The 19,407-nt window shown below is 52.9% G+C and carries 13 protein-coding genes and 1 tRNA gene; 6 read left to right on the top strand and 8 right to left on the bottom strand.

The window, feature by feature from the left end; genetic code table 11:
- Nucleotides 1-191: 191 nt before the first annotated feature.
- The 5 genes from A6X21_RS20370 to recQ all read right to left on the bottom strand — a co-directional run bounded on the left by A6X21_RS20370 (nt 192) and on the right by recQ (nt 11,376).
- Nucleotides 192-3,323 (bottom strand): multidrug efflux RND transporter permease subunit, encoded by a 3,132-nt coding sequence (locus A6X21_RS20370; protein ID WP_068851903.1) that lies wholly within the window; start codon nt 3,321-3,323, stop codon nt 192-194.
- The gene (locus A6X21_RS20365) at nt 3,320-6,475 is read right to left on the bottom strand and encodes a multidrug efflux RND transporter permease subunit (protein WP_068851900.1); all 3,156 of its coding nucleotides are present in this window, start codon (nt 6,473-6,475) and stop codon (nt 3,320-3,322) included. Before A6X21_RS20365 ends, A6X21_RS20370 begins: the two co-directional genes overlap by 4 nt.
- 145 nt (nt 6,476-6,620) lie before the next feature.
- Nucleotides 6,621-7,901 carry an efflux RND transporter periplasmic adaptor subunit gene (locus A6X21_RS20360; protein WP_068851897.1) on the bottom strand — a complete coding sequence of 427 codons (1,281 nt, stop codon included), beginning with the start codon at nt 7,899-7,901 and terminating at the stop codon, nt 6,621-6,623.
- Between the two features lie 414 nt (nt 7,902-8,315).
- Nucleotides 8,316-8,810: an Hsp20/alpha crystallin family protein gene (locus tag A6X21_RS20350; protein WP_068851891.1), complete on the bottom strand. Its 495-nt coding sequence runs from the start codon at nt 8,808-8,810 to the stop codon at nt 8,316-8,318.
- A 280-nt stretch (nt 8,811-9,090) separates the two neighbouring features.
- On the bottom strand, nt 9,091-11,376 hold the full coding sequence (gene recQ, locus A6X21_RS20345; protein ID WP_068851888.1) for a DNA helicase RecQ: 2,286 nt from the start codon (nt 11,374-11,376) through the stop codon (nt 9,091-9,093).
- Nucleotides 11,377-11,744: 368 nt separating this feature from the next.
- Here recQ and A6X21_RS20340 point away from each other — a divergent pair, with 368 nt between their 5' ends.
- Nucleotides 11,745-12,200: a hypothetical protein gene (locus A6X21_RS20340; protein WP_068851885.1), complete on the top strand. Its 456-nt coding sequence runs from the start codon at nt 11,745-11,747 to the stop codon at nt 12,198-12,200.
- Nucleotides 12,201-12,238: 38 nt separating this feature from the next.
- Here A6X21_RS20340 and A6X21_RS20335 read toward each other — a convergent pair whose 3' ends face one another.
- Nucleotides 12,239-13,408 (bottom strand): hydroxymethylglutaryl-CoA lyase-like TIM-barrel protein, encoded by a 1,170-nt coding sequence (locus A6X21_RS20335; RefSeq protein ID WP_240490343.1) that lies wholly within the window; start codon nt 13,406-13,408, stop codon nt 12,239-12,241.
- Nucleotides 13,409-13,476: 68 nt separating this feature from the next.
- Between A6X21_RS20335 and A6X21_RS24880 the strand changes: the two genes are divergently transcribed.
- On the top strand, nt 13,477-13,623 hold the full coding sequence (locus tag A6X21_RS24880; RefSeq protein ID WP_165603865.1) for a hypothetical protein: 147 nt from the start codon (nt 13,477-13,479) through the stop codon (nt 13,621-13,623).
- On the opposite strand, the gene A6X21_RS20330 is transcribed toward A6X21_RS24880, so the two are convergent.
- Entirely contained in the window at nt 13,603-15,642 is a 2,040-nt protein-coding gene (locus tag A6X21_RS20330; protein WP_068851882.1) for a TlpA disulfide reductase family protein, read from the bottom strand. The two genes, A6X21_RS24880 and A6X21_RS20330, sit on opposite strands and share 21 nt — an antisense overlap.
- Before the next feature lie 310 nt (nt 15,643-15,952).
- The gene (locus A6X21_RS23875; RefSeq protein ID WP_083233775.1) at nt 15,953-16,132 is read right to left on the bottom strand and encodes a DUF2256 domain-containing protein; all 180 of its coding nucleotides are present in this window, start codon (nt 16,130-16,132) and stop codon (nt 15,953-15,955) included.
- A 209-nt stretch (nt 16,133-16,341) separates the two neighbouring features.
- Here A6X21_RS23875 and A6X21_RS20325 point away from each other — a divergent pair.
- The 4 genes from A6X21_RS20325 to A6X21_RS20310 all read left to right on the top strand — a co-directional run bounded on the left by A6X21_RS20325 (nt 16,342) and on the right by A6X21_RS20310 (nt 19,343).
- Nucleotides 16,342-16,415 (top strand) — tRNA-Arg (locus A6X21_RS20325).
- 298 nt (nt 16,416-16,713) lie between these two features.
- Nucleotides 16,714-16,947, top strand: a complete 234-nt coding sequence (locus tag A6X21_RS20320; protein WP_068851879.1) for a hypothetical protein — start codon at nt 16,714-16,716, stop codon at nt 16,945-16,947.
- The gene (locus tag A6X21_RS20315) at nt 16,934-17,521 is read left to right on the top strand and encodes a hypothetical protein (RefSeq protein ID WP_083233774.1); all 588 of its coding nucleotides are present in this window, start codon (nt 16,934-16,936) and stop codon (nt 17,519-17,521) included. Before A6X21_RS20320 ends, A6X21_RS20315 begins: the two co-directional genes overlap by 14 nt.
- Before the next feature lie 451 nt (nt 17,522-17,972).
- Nucleotides 17,973-19,343, top strand: coding sequence for a sulfatase-like hydrolase/transferase (locus A6X21_RS20310; protein WP_240490342.1), 1,371 nt, complete (start codon nt 17,973-17,975; stop codon nt 19,341-19,343).
- Nucleotides 19,344-19,407 lie beyond the last annotated feature (64 nt).

The raw sequence follows: 19,407 nt of genomic DNA, 5'->3' as shown, positions 1-19,407 counted from the left end.
CGAGAACGACTCTTCCACAAAGCGATTCAGAAAGGGTTCAGTAAGACACTCTCTCGATGGGCCCCAAGAAGTCTGCAACAGACTCAGTATAACCGGGAAACTGGCTCCGGACTACTCGCCATCATGACCTGTTCAACCCGTCGACCACGGGAAGAAACAACGCACCACAAATTGGCACCTCAAAAGTCTCGTCAAACGGAAGTTGCCAGGCCCTCCCTTGAAGACTCCTGATGGGGAATTGCCAATCGAGAATCGGCTTGACTTCCGAATCGCAGGCGAACTCGGTCAAGAAACAGATACACGACAGGTGTCGTATACAGGGTTAAGACCTGGCTGAAGATCAAGCCCCCCACAATGGCAATCCCCAGTGGCTGGCGAATCTCGGCTCCGTTGCCAGAACCGACAGCTAATGGCAAGCCTGCAAAGAGTGCGGCCATCGTCGTCATGGTGATGGGACGAAACCGCATGAGACAAGCTTCAAAGATCGCTTCTTCCGGTGATTTCCCTGCGGTGCGTTCGGCTTCAATGGCAAAATCGATCATCATGATGGCGTTCTTTTTCACGATCCCGATCAAAAGCAGAATCCCGATCAGCGACATGACATTCAGTTCATAACCACATAACAGCAAGGCCAGTAAGGCCCCGACTCCCGCTGATGGCAAAGTTGACAGAATGGTCAGCGGATGGATGTAGCTTTCATAGAGAATCCCCAGCACGATATAGACTGAAACCAGTGCCGCCAGAATCAGGAGTGGTTGAGTATTTAACGACGATTGAAAGGCCTCGGCAGCACCCGCAAATTTGCCCTGGATATTTTCCGGCAAGCCGAGTTTGACCGAAATCTGCTCGATCTGAGGGACAATCTGACTTAACGAGACACCCTGGGCCAGATTGAATGAAATCGTCGCTGAGGGGAACTGCCCCGAATGATTGGCAGACAGCGACGAGTTCGTTTTCGTGATGGTGCATAACGCCTGAAGTGGAATTTGTGCCCCTTCCGGCCCCTGCACATAAAGCCCGTTCAACGCATCCGGATTCTCGGCGAACTCCTGATCGACCTCCATCACAACGCGGTACTGGTTCTGCGATTTGTACATGGTTGAAACCTGCCTCTGACCAAAGGCGTCGTACAACGTGTTATCAATCTGCGCAAGCGAAACTCCTAACCGGGCTGCTGTTGTTCGATCGATCTCCAGCCGGGTCTGCAGACCGCCATTCTGCTGGTCAGAATTTATATCGACGATGCCCGGTATCTGCCGCATCTGGTCGAGAAGTTTGGGCGTCCATTCATTCAGCTCTTCAATACTGTCTGCCTTGAGGCTGTATTGATATTGAGCACTACTCCCGCGTCCACCGATCCGAAGATCCTGCACGGACTGCATCAGAAGCGCCGCTCCGGGAATCTTCGAGGCTTTCGCACGAATCCGCCCCATGATCTGTTCGGGGGTCGCTCTTCGTTCACTCAATGGTTTGAGCATGACAAAGATTCTCGCTGAATTTGTGGCTCCACCAAAGCCTCCACCAATTGAAGCCTGAACGGTCGCTACAGCCGGATCGTCCTCGATAACTGCTGCGAATTGATCGAGCAGAGCTGTCATGGCTCGAAAGGAGGTGGCCTGGTCTGCCACAAGATTGGCAGAGAGACGCCCCGTATCCTGCTGAGGGAAAAACCCTTTGGGAATCACGGCATACAGGTAACCTGTCAGGGCAATTGTTCCCATGGTCACAATCAGTGTCATCCACTGATGCCGCAAGACGACACGCAAGCTTGAGGCATACATGCGAATCCATAAATCAAAAATCGCTTCGGTCCAGCGAAAAAACCAACCACGATCTTTGACTTTACGATGCTTGAGCATCCAGGCACACATCATGGGAGTCGTCGTTAAGGAGACCACCATTGAGACGCCAATCGCCACGGAGAGTACCACTGCAAACTCACGGAACAACCGTCCCACGAGTCCATTCATCAGCAGGATCGGAATAAATACGGCGACTAGAGAAATACTGATCGACAAAACGGTAAAACCAATTTCGCGGGCTCCTCGAATCGAAGCCGCCAGAGGCGACATTCCCTCCTCCAGATGGCGAGAGATGTTTTCGATCACCACAATCGCATCATCGACCACAAATCCCGTGGCAATGGTCAGCGCCATCAGCGAGAGATTATCAAGACTGTAATTGAGTAAATACATGGCCCCAAAAGTTGCCACCAGTGAGACAGGGACTGCTACTGAAGGGATAATCGTCGCCCGGAGATCTCTAAGAAAGAAAAACACGACGAGAATCACCAGTCCCACCGACAGGACCAAAGTAAACTGCACATCTTCCAGCGATGCCCGAATCGTGGCTGTTCGATCCATCGTGACTCTCAATTCCATCTCAGCCGGAATCTGCGCATCTAACTGAGGCAGCATAGCGTTGATCTTGTCGACAATTTCGATGATGTTTGCACCAGGCTGTCGGAAGATGAGCAGGGAAACCGAACGAACTCCGTTGCTGATGCCGTAGGACCGGCTGTTTTCGACAGAATCTGTGATACGGGCAACATCCCGCAGTCGAACAATCGCTCCATCCTGTTGATAAAGTATCAAAGAGGCATATTCATCCGCCTGATAGAGCTGATCTGTGGCATCCAACGACCAGGCCTTCTGACCATCGTCGATCAATCCCTTGGGTCGGTTGGCATTGGCATTACCCAGCACTTCGCGAACATCCTGTAATCCCAGTCCTAGATGATTCAGCAATGCCGGGTTGACGTCGACACGAACTGCTGGTGCCGAACCACCACCGATAATAATCTGTCCCACTCCACGCACCTGGGACAATTTCTGCTGCAGGATCGTTGCAGCCGCATCGTACATTTGTGCCTGCGTGTAAGTCTTAGAAACGATACTGATTCCCATGATCGGGGCGTCAGCCGGATTCACCTTTCGATACGAGGGGTTATTCGGCAGGTTCGTGGGAAGCTGGCCCCGGGCGGCGTTAATTGCCGCCTGAACATCACGGGATGCGGCATCGATATTGCGATCCAGATCAAACTGCAAGGTGATCGAAGTATTCCCCAACGAACTATTGGATGTCATCTCTGTGACACCGGCGATTCGCCCAAACTGCCGTTCAAGAGGTGTCGCCACAGCCGATGCCATCGTTTGCGGGCTGGCACCCGGCAGATTGGCGCTTACTGATATCGTGGGGAAATCAATCTGGGGTAAAGGTGCGACTGGTAACAAAGAATAACTGAGCGCACCCGCCAGCATGATTGCCATTGTGAGCAGCGTGGTACCGACGGGTCTTAAAATAAATGGTGTTGAAAGATTCATGCACGCTCTCCGGAAAGAGCGACATAACCACCTTCATCGCCATTTCGATCGAGCTCTTGTTGCAGAACTTCTGCACGAGAAGCTGAGAATCCCAAGCGTTCGCTGAGGTGTTCAAACCACAAGAAGATCACGGGTGTCGTATAGAGAGTGAGTAACTGACTGACAATCAGTCCGCCGATAATCGTGATCCCCAGCGGGCTGCGAAGTTCTGAGCCAGAACCATGACCTATGGCTAAAGGAACTGCGCCCAGCAGTGCCGCCATGGTCGTCATCATGATCGGACGGAAGCGTAACAGGCAGGCTTCAAAAATCGCTTCTTCTGCCGACTTACGATCAACCCGCTGCGCATCAATCGCAAAATCGATCATCATGATCGCATTCTTCTTGACGATGCCAATCAGCAGAATAATTCCAATGAGACCAATCACACTTAGATCGACCCGGCAAAGGAGCATCGCAGCCAGTGCTCCCACTCCAGCGGAAGGGAGTGTCGAAAGAATGGTCAGTGGGTGAATAAAGCTTTCGTAGAGGACTCCCAGGACAATGTAGACCGTCACCAGTGCTGCCAGTATCAGCCATGGAGTACTGCGCAATGAAGCTGTAAAGGCCTCGGCTGTACCCTGGAATCCACCGACGATACCTGCTGGCATATCGAGCTCGTCATGGACACGGTCAATTGCTGCGACCGCCGCTCCTAAAGAGACTTGCGGAGCCAGATTGAACGAAACCGTCACGACCGGAAACTGCCCTTGATGGTTGACCGTTAAGGCTGTATTCGAATCTTCCAGAGTGGCAAAAGTATTCAATGGGATCGGCTGGCCGCCGGGAGGCTGGATATAGATCTCACTGAGATCTTTCGGCGAGTTGCGGAATTCGGGGAGAACTTCCAGGATCACGCGGTACTGGTTCAGTTCTGTAAACATGATCGAGATCTGCCTCTGGCCGTAGGCATTATAGAGAGCCTCATCAATCATGAACGGAGTTATTCCCAATCGCGAGGCAATATCACGATCGATTCGGACTCTCAGTTGCAATCCCCGATTGAGCTGATCACTGGCGACATCCCGGAGTTCAGGCAACTCTCGGAGTCGCTCCACAAATCGAGGTGCCCATTCTTCCAGATCCTTGGTATTGGGGCATTCCAAACTGTACTGATATTGAGTCCGGCTTAATTTCGTCTCGACTGTTAAATCCTGAACGGGCTGTAAATAAAGTTGAATTTCCGGAATGCTATCGACGCGTTGCTGAATTCGACTGAGAATCTCACTGGCACTGGCGTGACGCTCTTCCAGTGGTTTGAGGTTGATCTGAATTCGGCCACTATTGACCGTGGTGTTCGTACCATCAATACCAATAAAGCTGGAGAGACTGGCGACATCTTCATCTTCCAATATCGCGCGATTGAGTTCGAGCTGTCGTTGGGACATCGCCTCAAACGAAATGCTCTGCGAAGCTTCTGAGATCCCCAGGAGCACTCCTGTATCCTGCACCGGGAAAAACCCCTTCGGGACAATCGTGTAGAGGTAGATTGTGGCGACGACGGTCGCCGCGAACACGAGCATTGTGGCCAGTTGATGCCTGAGAACTACTTTGAGAGAATCGCCATATCGGGCAATAATCCACTCAAAAAGTGCTTCCGACTGGCGATAGAGCCAACTCTGCTGAGCCTGATGAGTTTCTTTGAGCAGGCGGGCACACATCATCGGAGTGAGCGTTAAAGAGACCACTGCCGAGACGAGGATCGTCACACTGAGTGTCACGGCAAACTCACGGAAGAGTCGTCCGACGATATCTCCCATAAACAATAGTGGAATCAGCACTGCAATCAGAGAAACACTCAAGGAGATAATCGTAAAGCCAATCTGACGGGCACCTTTGAGAGATGCCTCCAAGGGGGAATCTCCTTCCTCAAGATAGCGGATGATATTTTCGATCATCACGATGGCATCATCGACAACAAAGCCTGTCGAGATCGTCAGCGCCATGAGCGTGAGATTATTCAGGCTGAAGCCCAACAGATACATCACGCCAAAGGTCCCCACTAAAGAGAGTGGAACGGCGACACTGGGAATGAACGTGGCGCGAAGATTTCTAAGGAACAAAAAGATCACCAGCACCACGAGTCCAATGGTCAGCAGCAGTTCAAAATGGACCGCTTCCACCGATTCACGCACTGTCTGCGAACGGTCTGTCAGGATGTGGATATCAATCGCTGACGGGAGTGATTCTTTCAGTTGTGGAAGCAGGTCACGAATCCTGTCCACCACTTCAATCGTATTCGCACCGGGCTGTCTCTGAATGTTCACCAGTACTGCGGGAGTCGTATTCAACCAGGCGGCCAGTCGTTCGTTTTCCACACCATCGGTCACCCTGGCGACTTCCGAGAGTAATACCGGCGCACCATTGCGATAGGCCACAATCAAATCTGCATATTGCCTGGCGGCGTAAATCTGATCGTTCGCTCCAATAGTAAAGGCCTGCTTCGGGCCATCAAAACTCCCTTTAGCCTGGTTGACGTTGGCAGTCGCCACGACATTACGAATGTCATCCAGACTTAAGCCCAGATGAGAAAGAGCTGCAGGATTGGCCTGAATTCGCACAGCAGGCTTTTGACCACCACTGAGACTGACAAGCCCCACGCCGCTTAGTTGAGAAATTTTTTGTGCCAGGCGGGTATCGGCCAGATCCTGGACTTTCGACAAAGGTAATGTCTGCGAGGTCAAAGCTAAGGTGAGTACCGGAGCATCGGCGGGATTTGTTTTGGTGTAGATTGGCGGATTCGGGAGATCTCGGGGTAGAAATGTCGAAGCGACGTTGATCGATGACTGGATCTGCTGAGCAGCGACATCGATATCGAGTTCCAGTTCAAATTGTAATGTGATCACAGAACTGCCGTCGGAACTGGTCGATGTCATCTGCTGCAGGCCTGGCACCTGCCCGAACTGCCGTTCCAAAGGTGCTGTGACTGAAGAGGCCATCACGTGGGCACTGGCCCCCGGATAGAATGTCACCACTTGAATCGTGGGATAATCGACCTGTGGCAATGCTGAGACGGGTAACAACCGATAAGCGATCATTCCCGAGAGGAGAATCGCGACCATCAGCAGGACTGTAGCGACGGGCCTGAGAATGAAAATCCTTGAAAGATCCATTTCGATTTTCGATCCTCACCAGTCCCAAGCGATGTACAAATCCAAGTGATTCCGTTGATCGGGTCTTCAGGGGGCATTGAGAGGCCGCTTTGGCAAAGCCACTTGATGACTCACTCATCAATGCCCGGCACTCCGTCGAAAAGTGCTATCTGGCTGCAGGCGGCGTGACATCGCTGGACTTTTCCTTGCGACCCGCCGGTTGATCACGAAGGGTGATTTGTGCTCCCGGTTTGAGTTTGTCGATCCCTTCGATCACCACGACCTCACCAACTTTCAGGCCAGACTCCACAATCGTTTCGTTCGCTTCCGATGGTCCGGTCTGAATCGGACGGAAATCGACTTTCTGATCGGCGTTCACGACATACACAAACGAACCTTCCGGTCCTTGCTGAATGGCCGCTGAAGCCACAGTGATGGCACCGATCCGCTCGTCGATCAGCAGCCGCGTATTCACAAACTGATTGGGAAACAGTCGGTCGGCATCTTCTTCGACTATGGCTTTGAGCCTTAATGTGCCGGTCGCAGAGTCCACCTGATTGTCGGCCGCCAGCAACTGCCCTCGGGCCAGCAGATTGGAAAAGTCTCGGTCGTAAGCGAGAACTTCAAGTGATTTCTGCTCGCGTATTCGCTGTTGAATGCGCGGGATTTCATCCTGAGAGACCGTGAAGACAATCGTGATGGGCCGCACCTGATTGATCACCGCAATCCCCGTAGGATCATTCGCGCGGACGATATTTCCCAGATCGACCAATCGCAAGCCAATGCGTCCTGAGACGGGTGCGGTAATACTGCAATAGGCAATCTGTAACTCGGCATTGGCAATGGCTGCCTGATCGGACTGAATGATCCCGATCGTCTGATCGACGATGGCCCGCTGCTCCTGGACCTGCTGCAAAGGAATGATTTTTTCTTTCAGCAATTGCTCGTAGCGATCAAGTGTCAGCCGGGCCGAGGCGAGTGCCGCTTCGTCGCGAGCCAGTTGCCCGATGGCCTGGTCGCGCTGCAATTCGAAGGGGCGCTTATCGAGCTCGGCCAGAAGTTCGCCTTCCTGAACCATTTGCCCTTCTGTAAAGGCAATTCGAATCAGTTCACCTTCGACTCGCGCCCGGACTGTGACCGTCTTAAACGGTGTGACCGTTCCTAATCCATTGAGATAAAGCTTAATACTCTGTTCGCGAACCTCTGTTGTCCCGACGGGGATGATGCGGGTCGGTGGCTTCTGAACTTCCGATTTCAGACCGACAAAAGCCTCCACGCGGGGCCACCAGTCGTCTCTGAGATACCAGACGAGAAATGCCATCACCGATAAGCCCATGAAGACGAAAAACCCCTTCTTCGATGAGCGTGCCGTGGGATGTGATCCGCCGGGCTGCTCGATTTGGGTCAACGTCTCGACGTGTGATGCAGATTCTTGGTTGGTCGTCATGAGAACTCACTCCTGAATGCAGGAGCACTCAAACTGGGGGATGCGGGGCGGGGTGACAGACAGAGTTTCTGCGAGGACGGCCTGACTTTGCCAAAAGTTAGCGCGGCAGACAATCTCCTAAGAGCATACGTCTACCGGGGGGTACTCGACCAGTTTATTGCGTCTTACAGACTGAAATTCATGGAAAATCAGAATTCAGGCCCTCTTCAGTTAACCGCTGAAACTCCCACAATCTCTTCCAGCCGCCATGGAGCCTGAATGACTCCCTTTCGCTGGATTGTGCACGTCATCTTCGAAGTCTGTAACGAGTTGATCAACATACGACCTGAAAATACAAGAAGGCCCACAGAACTGCGGGCCTCCGTAAAAATTTCACCACAAATTTCCAGTTGCAACCGTCATTCAGACAATGAGCTATGTCGGGCTGTGCGTCGAATTCTGATTGTCCATCTCCACCTGGGATTGGCACTTGCCGTTTGGTTGCAGCGTGACTCGGAATGGCTTGGCCGCTTGACTCTTGGGGAGTTTGACATGCAGCACTCCCTGCTGCAGAGAGGCTTCGATCTGTGCCAGATCGACGGCTGCGATCAATTTGACGCGCTGTTCAAACTGACCATACACCCTCTGGTCGTTTTGACGCCGCTGCGCAGGTGCCTTGCGTTCGCCCTTCACCACGAGATGGTCTTCATGCACTGTGATCTCAAGATCGGCTTCGTGGATCCCAGGGAGATCCATTTCGAAATGAATCGCTCCTTCATCTTCCCAGAGACTGGAAGGGAAACCAGTCCAAGACTGGGATGCAGGAGCCAGAAAATCTTCGAACAATCGGTCGAAGACGGGTGACAGCCGATGTCCAGGCAAAGCTGCGACCAGATGCCGGCCATTCGAGTTTTGAACTGCTGGAATCATGACGATCTCCTTGACTTGTCCACGGGCAACTTAGAAAAGAAAACCACTCTTGATTTCATGTCTGATAGCTGGTGCCCGTGCCCCGGAACTCAGACGTTTCAGCAAAAAAGCAAACGGCATTCCCAAAAAATCTCCGAATTGTATCCTGAAAAATGATGAATACTTACGACAACAGCCATCTTGGCAGGACGTTTCAAAACCGCCATTTTGACAGCCAAAATGTCAGTTTGGCAATGCATGCCACCTGCACGTTCTGATCACAAATCTCATGGAGTCCAGATCACATGGGCCAGTGGCCGCGATTCTGCAGGCAAGCGCGCACGACTCTCAATTTTTCGTAGCTGACCTGACCATTCAGACGGTCAAACGCTGGCTTCAGTCGGCGGTGATCCTCTGGCTCGAAAGCTCCCTCAATCTGAGAAAACTCACTTTTCTCAACCCACGGGAGACCATCCTGAAGGCCACGATCCAGTATGTATTCTTCCAGATATTGTGCGACCGTCGATCGGCTGCGCTCTAAAACTTTTGCCACTGCCTCAAGTTCCTGTCCGCTGGAGAACAATTCATATGCTCTTTTCTGAATCTCTCCGGGCTCTCGCCTGATCGGCGGGCCTTGATCGACAACGGCGGGTCGAGAGTTTTGATTTTGATCTCTCACTGCAAACTGATCGCCAGCCAGATTGCGTTCGTGGCAATACCGCGAGATCACAGCGACAAAGACCTCGCCATACAGGCTGGTCTTCTTGTCTCCAATCCCGCGAATCTGTCGAAAACTGGTCGTACTCAACGGACGGACGGACGCCATCTCCCGCAGTGGGGCATCTCCAAAAATGATAAATGGAGGCACTCCCCGCTCTGTTGCCAATTGCCTTCGCAAATCACGCAACTCTTCGAAGAGTTCACGATCGACGCCGGCCCACGCCACTTGAGCAATACCTGTCTGACTGAACGAGGTCGAATTCGCGACGAGTAATCGCGGGCTCTGGACACCCTTCAAAACAAGCCGACCTGCCGGCGTGACTCGCAGGAGGCTGTACTCGCCATATCGTTCGAGAAAACTTTGCGAGATGAGTTGCTCGATCCAATGGCGAAGGACTTTCAGGTCCACGCCTTTCAACAATCCAAATGTGCTCAGTTGGTCATGCCCACGGTTGAGAATGTTTTTGGCACGCGATCCTGCCAGCACTTTACAAACATGATCTGCCCCGAAACTTTGTTCGACTCGTACGACACAAGAGAGAATCTTTTGCGAGACGACCAACGAATCTTCAACTTCCGTCAACTCGCCCAGACAGATATCGCAGGCACCACAATTGCCTGATTCTCCGGCCTGCCCAAAGTATTCCACAATTGCTCGATGTCGACATTTTGTCGATTGGCAGAAGCCTTCCATTCCTGCCAGAACCTGCTGCGCTGTCTGTTGAGCTTCCTCCGGAAGATTGGCCTGTAAGCTGCGCCATAACGCAAAATCGCCCTGGGCATAAAAGAGCCAGCACTCGGCATCGAGTCCATCGCGACCTGCCCGACCACTCTCCTGCTGGTACGCTTCCAAAGATTTCGGAGCGCCAGTATGGATGACAAACCGGACATCCGACTTATCAATCCCCATCCCGAAGGCGACTGTCGCGACAATGATCTCGACATGATCATTGAGAAATGCGTGCTGGTTGGCATGCCGCTCTTCATCGGGCAAGCCGGCATGGTAAGGAAGAGCTCGAAAGCCAGCCTGTCTGAGCATCATCGTCACATCGTCGACATCTTTTCGGCGGAGACAGTAGACCACTCCCGATTCTCCGGGATGCCGCCGGATGGTCGAAATCACCTGCTGATCTCGATCTTCTCTGGGAAGAACGCGGTAGATCAAATTCGGTCGATCAAATGAACCGACATGGAACTGAGGATTCGCGAGGCCAAGTTGCCGGGCGATATCCTGACGTACTTCCTGTGTGGCGGTGGCCGTAAATGCATGGATGGGAAGTTGTGGAAAGCGATCTTTCAATCCCGAAAGCATCCGATATTCCGGGCGAAAATCGTGTCCCCAGTCACTGATGCAGTGAGCTTCATCAATGGCCACCATGGAAAGCGGGACTTGCTCCAGAAAGCCCAGCATCCGGTCGGTCATCAATCGTTCAGGAGAAAGGTAGAGTAATCGAAGTTCACCCGAGCGGATCTGGCCGGCAATCTGCTGCCGCTCCTGGTTGGACAACCCGCTGTGAATGGCTGCTGCTGCAACACCCACTTCCTGAAGTGATGACACTTGGTCAAACATCAAGGAAATCAATGGCGAAACGACAATCGCCAAGCCTGGCTTTAACAAAGCTGGAACCTGGTAGCACAGCGATTTCCCACCCCCCGTGGGAAGCACCACGACACTTTCCCGCCCATCGAGCAGAGCTTGAATCACCTGTTCCTGCAGGGGCCGAAAATCCTCGTATCCCCAAAGTCGTTGCAATAACGAACGAGCTTCCTTGAGTCGGGAACCCTGAGCGACGAATTGAGAACTCGCAGCTTGATCGAGACTTTCACAGGTGATTTCGCGATCCGCCAATTCCGTAGCGTCTACCATACTGACCAGGCTTTCCTCCCTGAAGCTGAACTGTGTGGCTTCAACCCGTGCATGGATTACAAGCCCTATATCCCGTAAACAGCCTACAAATGATTCACTCGATCCCCAAGTCAGTGGCGGGTTTTCAATCAACAGCCACAGTTCCAGCGGATTCGAGCTTCAAAAGACGGAGAGGAGCATGATCAGATTTAACGGTCATAAGCTCTTTTTGGGCATCGTCCGGCGTCAGGCAGTTTTTGCCACTGATCGCCCAGCAAAGGTTCTCACTCGCTGATCGAAGATCCGATGTTCATTGCGAATCAATGTTTTTGAGCCTGGTGGGGGTCTCGAGCATGCACTTTCATTTCCAGACGGAAAGAGAAACATCTGTGTTTCAAGTCGGCAGCACATCACCAACTGAGCCTATGTTCCAGCACGCATCACAACTCGGGCTCCCTGGCTGCTCACGCAAAGTTTCTCGAACTTCTTCCCTGTGCACGTTACCAGCCATGCTGCTGATTCTGGTGGGGACGGCCTCGACCGGCATGACCAATGAAACATCACTCCAGGAGCCAGGCTGGTTGCCCGTTGTGGTGGCGACCGGCCCATTGAGAACACAGATCGACGCGACGCCAATCGAACAGAGGCCTTATCGTCCCTTGCACTTCTACGGGAATACGATCCGCCGGGTGTATTACCGCGGGACGCCGATGCCTCGCGTCGGCGAGATGGCAGCACTTCCATTTCGCACCATCGGTGTGGGCAGCCGAACCCGCCGTGAAGAATTTGCCACGGGTCAGCTCACTTCGAACCGCAGACAGACTTCTGGTTCACGGAAGAAATAACTTGATCCGTTCCTATTGAAGACCCAGGGGAACTGTTCTCAGGCCACTTTCATGCCTGTTTCCGCATGATGAGGCTTTTGACTCATCCACTGGTGGATCTGGGCCTTATCAATCAATCCGCCGCGAGGCATGCCTTTGATCTGATTCAAGATGTAAATCACATTGGCATCGGTCGCCTGATACCCGAGATCCTGCAGGTGATGGGCTACGGCACCTTTGCCACTATGCCTTCCCAGGACGAGTTCAATCGCGGGACCGCCCACGACTTCCGGCCGATAAGGCAGATAAGTATCCGGATGCTTGAGCAGGCCATCCTGATGGATGCCGGCTTCTGTCGCAAAAATCGTGCGGCCGGCCACGGGTTTATTCAAAGCCATTGGTACGCCAGTCTTCTTCGCGACCAACTGGCAGAGCGGAAAAAGTGACTCATAGTTGAGCTTCACTGGACGGCCATACTGTTCCTGATTGACATAGAGGGCCATGGCCACTTCTTCCAAAGCCGCATTTCCGGCCCGCTCACCGATCCCATTGACTGTGCATTGCACAATGTGAGCACCGGCTGTTAATCCCGCGAGGCTGTTTGCCACCGCCAGGCCCAGATCATTGTGCATGTGCACCGCCACCAGAACTTTCTTCACCGATGGAACATGTTCCAGCACATGACGAATGGCTGCATAGGCCCGCTCAGGTGTCAGAACACCGACGGTGTCGGGATAGCCAATGGTCGTCGCACCGGCCTGAATGGCGGTTTCGTAGCATTCCACGAGAAAGTCGGCTTCGGTTCGACTCGCATCTTCGGGACTGAAAGCCACAATATCGAACTTTTTCGCGGCGTACCGGACCGATCGATCAATGATCGACAACACCTCGGTGCGAGATTTTCTGAGCTTATAATCCCGGTGAAGAGGACTCGTTCCAATGAACAGACTCACTCCTCTCTTATGAGGAGCCAGACCGGCTAACGCCTCATCCGCAGCGTCGACATCTCCCTCGATGGTCCGGCAAAGCGCCGTCATGACAGGCCGTTTGATCACCTGGGCCATCAGTCGAATCGCATCAAAATCCTGTTGAGAACTGGCGGGAAAACCTGCATCCAGCGAGTGAATCCCGGCCGCTTCGAGAGCCAGAGCAATTTCCCGTTTCTCTTCGGGCTCCAGGGTCGCCCCGGGCATCTGCTCACCATCGCGCAGGGTGGTGTCACTCAGCATGACCCGTCCTGAGCGCCGATGACTCTGAATGATCGCCTGCTGAATCGGCTTCTTGATTGGTCGAATCCATGCTCTCAGCCAATCCATGGCATACCCATTTTTATAAGCCTGCGGAAACAACCTACGAAATTCTCAACCAGTGGAGCGTTCGATACCGGCATTACCAGTTCTGGAACAAAGACTCACGCCGATACTTACTTCAGGATCTGGGGTAAAGTCGTCTTCAAATCCTGAACAGTGGCTCCACGGTTCACTACTCGCCCCGCTCGATCTGTCAGAATCATCGTGGGCAAGGTGATGACACCCAGTTGGACAGCCGCCGGACTTTCCAGACCACCTCGCTCGTAGATCTGCGGCCAGCGCATCTTATTTTCGACGCGGAATTTGTTCACGTCCTGGGGTGACGTATCCACGTCGAGGCAGACACCCACAATTTCGAACCCTTGAGCGCGATACTGTTCGTAGAGGGCTCGAATCTGAGGGAGATCGGCTGCACAAGGCTGGCACCACGTGGCCCAGTAGACCACCAGAACTGCCTTCCCTTTCAGTTGCGATACATTGAAACTCCCACCCTCAAGCAAAGTTCCCGAAAGCTTCAGTGGCTGCCCATTGAGCTGAATTCGAGTTACTGCACCAGCAGCCCTTTTCCCCGCGATGGATTGAGGCTGTGCCGCTGCCAGCTTGCTGTACCAGGCGACGGCTTCTTTGATGCGGCCATTGAACTCTTCGGTAATCGCCAGTTGCAGCATCGCTTCACTGGCATCTTCCGAGTTCGGATAGGTCGTAATGAATCCTTCGAGGCTTTCCAGCCATGCTTTCTGAATATCTGCCCGCTTGGCCTCATTCGCGGTATTCATTTCGACGCTGTACTGGGCCAGCATGCGACGGTAAGTGACATAGGGGACCAATGGGGAAGCGGCTGAATCTTTCTTGAGCTTGGTTTCCATATCCTTCAGCCGATCCAGACTGTCTCCCCCCTGGCCAGTCTGAATTGCAGCGGCATAACCATCGGCCAATTGCTGCATCCACTGCTCTTTGTCATCTTCCGAAGTGGTGGCATTCACGATCTGCAGGAGCAGTTCAATGCGAGCACTGTTGAACTTTGACATCGCTTCTGGTGTCGCAGCCAAAGTCGCGGAAGAAGCATCCAGTTTCTGCAGCTTATCCAGCAAAGCCTGCATTTCCGGAGAGACTGAGGGAGCGGCACTTTCCGCGCTGGCCAACAGTGGCTGCATCAACACTCCACCTGCGACGGTAATGGAATCGCTTCCAATCGGCTCAGGGATTTGAGTGAGCTTCCAGGCATCGCCCACACGCACCAATTCCCCTAACTGAATCAAAGCGGTCTTGCCCCCGCCATTATCCACAATGCACATGGCATTTTCGTAAACCTGAAGATCGGTCTCTGCTTTTCCGTCGTCCGCAGGAATGGATCCTGGCATTAACGCATCAAATCGCACCCAGACAGACTTCGGCGTGAAATCTCTGGACTTGGAGAAAATCTGCCGCACTTTGGCTTCCGGCTGGCTGACATTATCCAGCATTTTCTTTTGCAGTGCTGCGTTGACTCCCAGAGTTCGCAAATCAGCCGGATTGATCAGCAAAGTTTCCAGCAGGCCAAAATCCCCTGTGGTCATCGCCTTGATAGCTTCGCGCGAAACTTCCGCTGCAGAAATGGATTTCCAGGAATCGACTTTACCATCTTCATTCTGATCGATTCCCCAGCGACTTCCGCCCAGATTCACATAGCGAAACTGATCGGGTTTCTCATTGAAGTTGGAATCGATGTCGCGGTAGACCTCAATTCCGTGATTGTAATATCGCCACTGGTCAACCTTGTTATCACCATTGGTATCCATGAAGCGGCGAAGTAACTGGCCTTGAGCCCCCAGCACGACGTAGCCCGAGACTTTGCCCAGGCGTTCGACAGTCACCTGGCATTTTTCCAGATCAGCGGCAGTTGGCACCTCGTAATCGACATCCTTTTGTCGAGGCGAGTAAGCCTGGAGAATCTGCTTGGCAGTCACCTGAGCTTGAGCTTCGCGGCCCGGGGATATCAGGACCATGATCAACACCAGTGCGAGGCTCGTTGGGAGTTGAATCCTGGAGTTACGGAAAAGTGAATCTGTGAACCGGCCGGAGAAACTTGCGCGATCCACCACGTTCTTCGAGAGAGAACCTGAGCCATCAACAACGGGGCGCACCCGTGAACTCCACAGCCATTGTTCGGACATCCGTGTCAACTCCATTCCAGATGAAGCTCAAACGCCTCATTTTCTCGACATTATCTGAGACCTCTTGTTCTCACCCCCGAGTCAACATCAGGTGCAGAACAGGTCATTTCCGATCAATCGTGTGACCGGATTTTGTGAGACTACCAGAAGTTCTCCAATCCGTCATGCCAATTTTCTCCAGAGCCACACTCGCAGGAGTCGTGCCTGTTTTGCTGAACACGGCCGTTGTGGAGCATGAATCACGATCGCAGTTGCTGAGTCCACGATTCTGCAAGGCGCCCCTTGAAAAGAGTGACTTTTGAACACTGGTCTAGTGGATGGCTGGCGGCTTCGATGATGTTGAGGCTTGTTTTGGTGAAGCCTTCGAACGTCGACACCGCTCACTGCAGTATTTGACTTCGTTCCAGACGTTCTCCCATTTCTTCCGCCACGCAAACTCCCGCCGACAAACCTCGCAGATTTTGATGGGCAGATTTCGATGATGAGTCATACTGACGCTCCCAGAAGTGTTCGACTTACCACCCAGCCCAGGAATTTGCCTCACAATTCTATCCGAAATCAGACCAGCGACTGGTCTCGATCACCTGCGGAGTCATGACCGCCAGCAAAGCTCAATTTCAGAAACGCTTCGCTCCCTTGCCAAATCGACGAATTCTCATTGCAATACGTGCAGATCTTGATCCTCGATCAAGATGGCTCGCGCCCATAGCTCAGCTGGATAGAGCATCGGATTTCTAATCCGACGGTCTGTGGTTCGAATCCACATGGGCGTAGTTTTGTTTCTTACAGCAACGGCACGCACTGGTTCGCAGAATTCGTTCTCTGGCAATGAGTTATGCGGACTGTCGCCACGTGCTGCCTGGTCTGCCTTCTGGCACACAGCGGCTATCCGACCGGCGGTTTTACTCCCTGCTGTTCACACCGCTGCCGCAGGTTGCCGTGGGATGAAAGAAGGCGTTCCTGGGTGGATACCCCCGCTTTCAGGCTGGCCTCACAGATTTCAGAGCTTGAGATTGAATGTATTCTGTGTTGAACTCTCTGCAGGAATTGTCAGTCCGTTGAATCAACCCTATGACCTCCGCTCGCCAACCCGTTATTGAGATACTGGAACCCGAAATGGTGGAGATTCTTCGTCAGAAGACTCCCGCCGAACGGTTGACTCAGGCATTTCGGATGTGGGAAACCGCCCGGGAAATGATCCGGGGCACGATACGTCAGCAACATCCGGATTGGAGTGAAGAACAGGTTCTGCGGGAAGCTGCCAACCGACTCAGTCACGGAGCCACTGAACGTGTCCCCCGCTGACCTGACGCCTTTTCAACTGTTGCAGAAGACTGCCAACTGCTTTGAACGGCTGGGAGTGCCGTACCGGGTCGTCGGTTCCATGGCCAGCATGGCTTACAGTGAGGCTCGCCTTACTAACGACATTGATTTTCTGGTGGATCTGCAAGAAAGCCACATCGCTGAACTGGATCAGGAATTTCCGTCTCCAGATTTCTATCTTTCGACCACGGCTGCGGCAGAAGCCATTCGTACCCGCCACCAGTTCAACATCATTCATGTTCCGTCAGGCCTCAAACTGGATATTATCCAGCGGAAAGAAACACCTTTCAGCCAGTTGGACATCAGCCTGGGACAACGGCTGTCCAATCCCGGCTTTTATGATGCCTGGTTCGGTTCCCCGGAAAACATCATCCTGATGAAGTTGCGGTACTACCAGGAGGGGGGTTCCGAAAAACATCTGCGAGATATTGCCAGCATCCTGCTGATCCAGAAAGAGGCCATTGACCGGGATTATCTCACACATTGGGCGGAAACTCTGGGAGTGACCACAGAATGGAAACTGGTGCAACAACGCATCAACAAAGCGTCACCATAATCAGCTACGGCACTGACAATGTGCTCGTTCTGCAACTTACCCTTTGAATGACCACCTGACTTTGAAATCGACTGGGAAGAATATTCGGTCCTCAGGCCGAGTTTATGGAGATCCCAAGGACTTTAACGCTGCGATCCTCACTGAACTTCAAAAACGCAGCCACTCGTCGAGTCTCCACGAGCAAAGATCATCATCCTTCGAGAGCCACTCCAGAATGATGAGCCACCCTGAGTTCGAATTTGATACGCTCTGGCTTCACGCGGGGATTTGAACACCCTGGGCCTGGCCCGTCTGGATCTGACCCGGCTGGATCTGACAAATAGCAGCGAATTTCTCAACGCACCGGAGATGACGAGTCATGAGACAACGGTTGTACTGGCAACGTCAAGCAGATCTTGCGCTGGTCTCTGCGTTTTCTTTCTGCATGATGTCTCTGACAGTTACCCTGACGATGGCTGCGGATCGGCCGAATATTCTGCTGATTGTCGGCGATGATATGGGATATGCAGACGTCGGCTTCCATGGCTGCAAAGACATCCCGACTCCCAATCTCGATGCTTTGGCAAAATCGGGCGTTCAATTCACCAGCGGTTATGTCACTGGCCCTTATTGTTCACCGACCCGCGCAGGTTTACTCACGGGGCGTTATCAGCAGCGATTTGGACACGAGTTCAATCCGGCGGGTGCCAATACCGGTCTTCCACTCAAAGAAGTGACAATTGCTGACCGATTGAAACAAGCCGGCTATACAACGGGTTTGGTGGGCAAGTGGCATCTGGGTTCGCAACCCGTGATGCACCCCCAGAAACGTGGGTTTGACGAATTCGTCGGCTTTCTGGGAGGGGCGCACAGCTTCTTCGACGCCCAGGGCATTTTGCGTGGTCAAGAGCCCGTCAAGACCATTGACTACACCACGGATTTCTTTGGTCGAGAAGCGGGTGCGTTTATTGAAAAACATCGCGACAAACCATGGTTTTTGTACCTCTCGTTTAATGCCGTCCACACTCCCATGCATGCTACGGAAGATCGCATGGCGAAGCTGGCCGGCATTACTGATCAAGAACGCCGCACTTATGCGGCCATGATGCTGGCCATGGATGAAGCAATTGGCAAAGTCGTTGAGCAACTGGACTCGACCGGGCAGAAGCAAAAAACTCTGGTGATGTTCATCAGTGATAATGGCGGCCCGACAATGCCTGGCGTCACTATTAATGGTTCAATCAACACCCCTCTAAGGGGCTCCAAGCGCACCACTCTCGAAGGTGGGATCCGGGTTCCATTCGTCGTCTCATGGCCCGGTCAGATTGCCCCAGCGATTCTGGATTCTCCTGTCATTCAATTGGATCTGACAGCGACAGCGCTGGCCGTCGCTGGTGCCGAAAAAGATCCTCAATCGGATGGCGTCAATCTGCTCCCTTATCTTCAAGGGAAACAAACCGAGATTCCGCACGCCGCACTCTTCTGGCGATTTGGGGAACAGATGGCTGTGCGTGCCGGCGATTACAAGCTTGTCCGTTACGATTCCAATGCGGACACGCTGACAGGCAAAGGGAACCAGCCCGTGACCGCTGCGAGGCTTTACCACCTCAAAGATGATCTGGGAGAGACCAAAGATCTTGCGGCTTCCCTGCCCGAAAAAGTCGCTGAACTTCAAGCCCAATGGGATCACTGGAACGAACAGAATGTGCCGCCTCTATGGGGTGGTGGTAACAAAGTCGCCGGCAACGGCGAATCTCGCTCCGGCCAATCGGGAAAAGCTGCTCAGAAATCGGAGAGGTCGGAAAAGAGACGCAAACAGTCGACAAGTGGCGAACATCCATAGTCGACCACGATCTGTTCGAAAATCCTGTGTGATCGATTCACCCGACTTTTTTTATTTTTGGGCG

The organism is Planctopirus hydrillae, from assembly GCF_001707835.1.
Lineage (GTDB): Bacteria > Planctomycetota > Planctomycetia > Planctomycetales > Planctomycetaceae > Planctopirus > Planctopirus hydrillae.
This window is presented reverse-complemented; position numbering and strand designations above follow the sequence as displayed.

What these genes read in the sequence shown, in the direction of transcription:
- A6X21_RS20335 (WP_240490343.1), bottom strand. Translation starts at nt 13,408, where the DNA reads ATGCTGAGTGACACCACCCTGCGCGATGGTGAGCAGATGCCCGGGGCG.
- A6X21_RS20320 (WP_068851879.1), top strand. Translation starts at nt 16,714, where the DNA reads ATGACCTCCGCTCGCCAACCCGTTATTGAGATACTGGAACCCGAAATG.
- A6X21_RS20350 (WP_068851891.1), bottom strand. Translation starts at nt 8,810, where the DNA reads ATGATTCCAGCAGTTCAAAACTCGAATGGCCGGCATCTGGTCGCAGCT.
- A6X21_RS20310 (WP_240490342.1), top strand. Translation starts at nt 17,973, where the DNA reads ATGGCTGCGGATCGGCCGAATATTCTGCTGATTGTCGGCGATGATATG.
- A6X21_RS20370 (WP_068851903.1), bottom strand. Translation starts at nt 3,323, where the DNA reads ATGAATCTTTCAACACCATTTATTTTAAGACCCGTCGGTACCACGCTG.
- recQ (WP_068851888.1), bottom strand. Translation starts at nt 11,376, where the DNA reads ATGGTAGACGCTACGGAATTGGCGGATCGCGAAATCACCTGTGAAAGT.
- A6X21_RS24880 (WP_165603865.1), top strand. Translation starts at nt 13,477, where the DNA reads ATGCTCTCAGCCAATCCATGGCATACCCATTTTTATAAGCCTGCGGAA.
- A6X21_RS20330 (WP_068851882.1), bottom strand. Translation starts at nt 15,642, where the DNA reads ATGTCCGAACAATGGCTGTGGAGTTCACGGGTGCGCCCCGTTGTTGAT.
- A6X21_RS23875 (WP_083233775.1), bottom strand. Translation starts at nt 16,132, where the DNA reads ATGACTCATCATCGAAATCTGCCCATCAAAATCTGCGAGGTTTGTCGG.
- A6X21_RS20365 (WP_068851900.1), bottom strand. Translation starts at nt 6,475, where the DNA reads ATGGATCTTTCAAGGATTTTCATTCTCAGGCCCGTCGCTACAGTCCTG.
- A6X21_RS20360 (WP_068851897.1), bottom strand. Translation starts at nt 7,901, where the DNA reads ATGACGACCAACCAAGAATCTGCATCACACGTCGAGACGTTGACCCAA.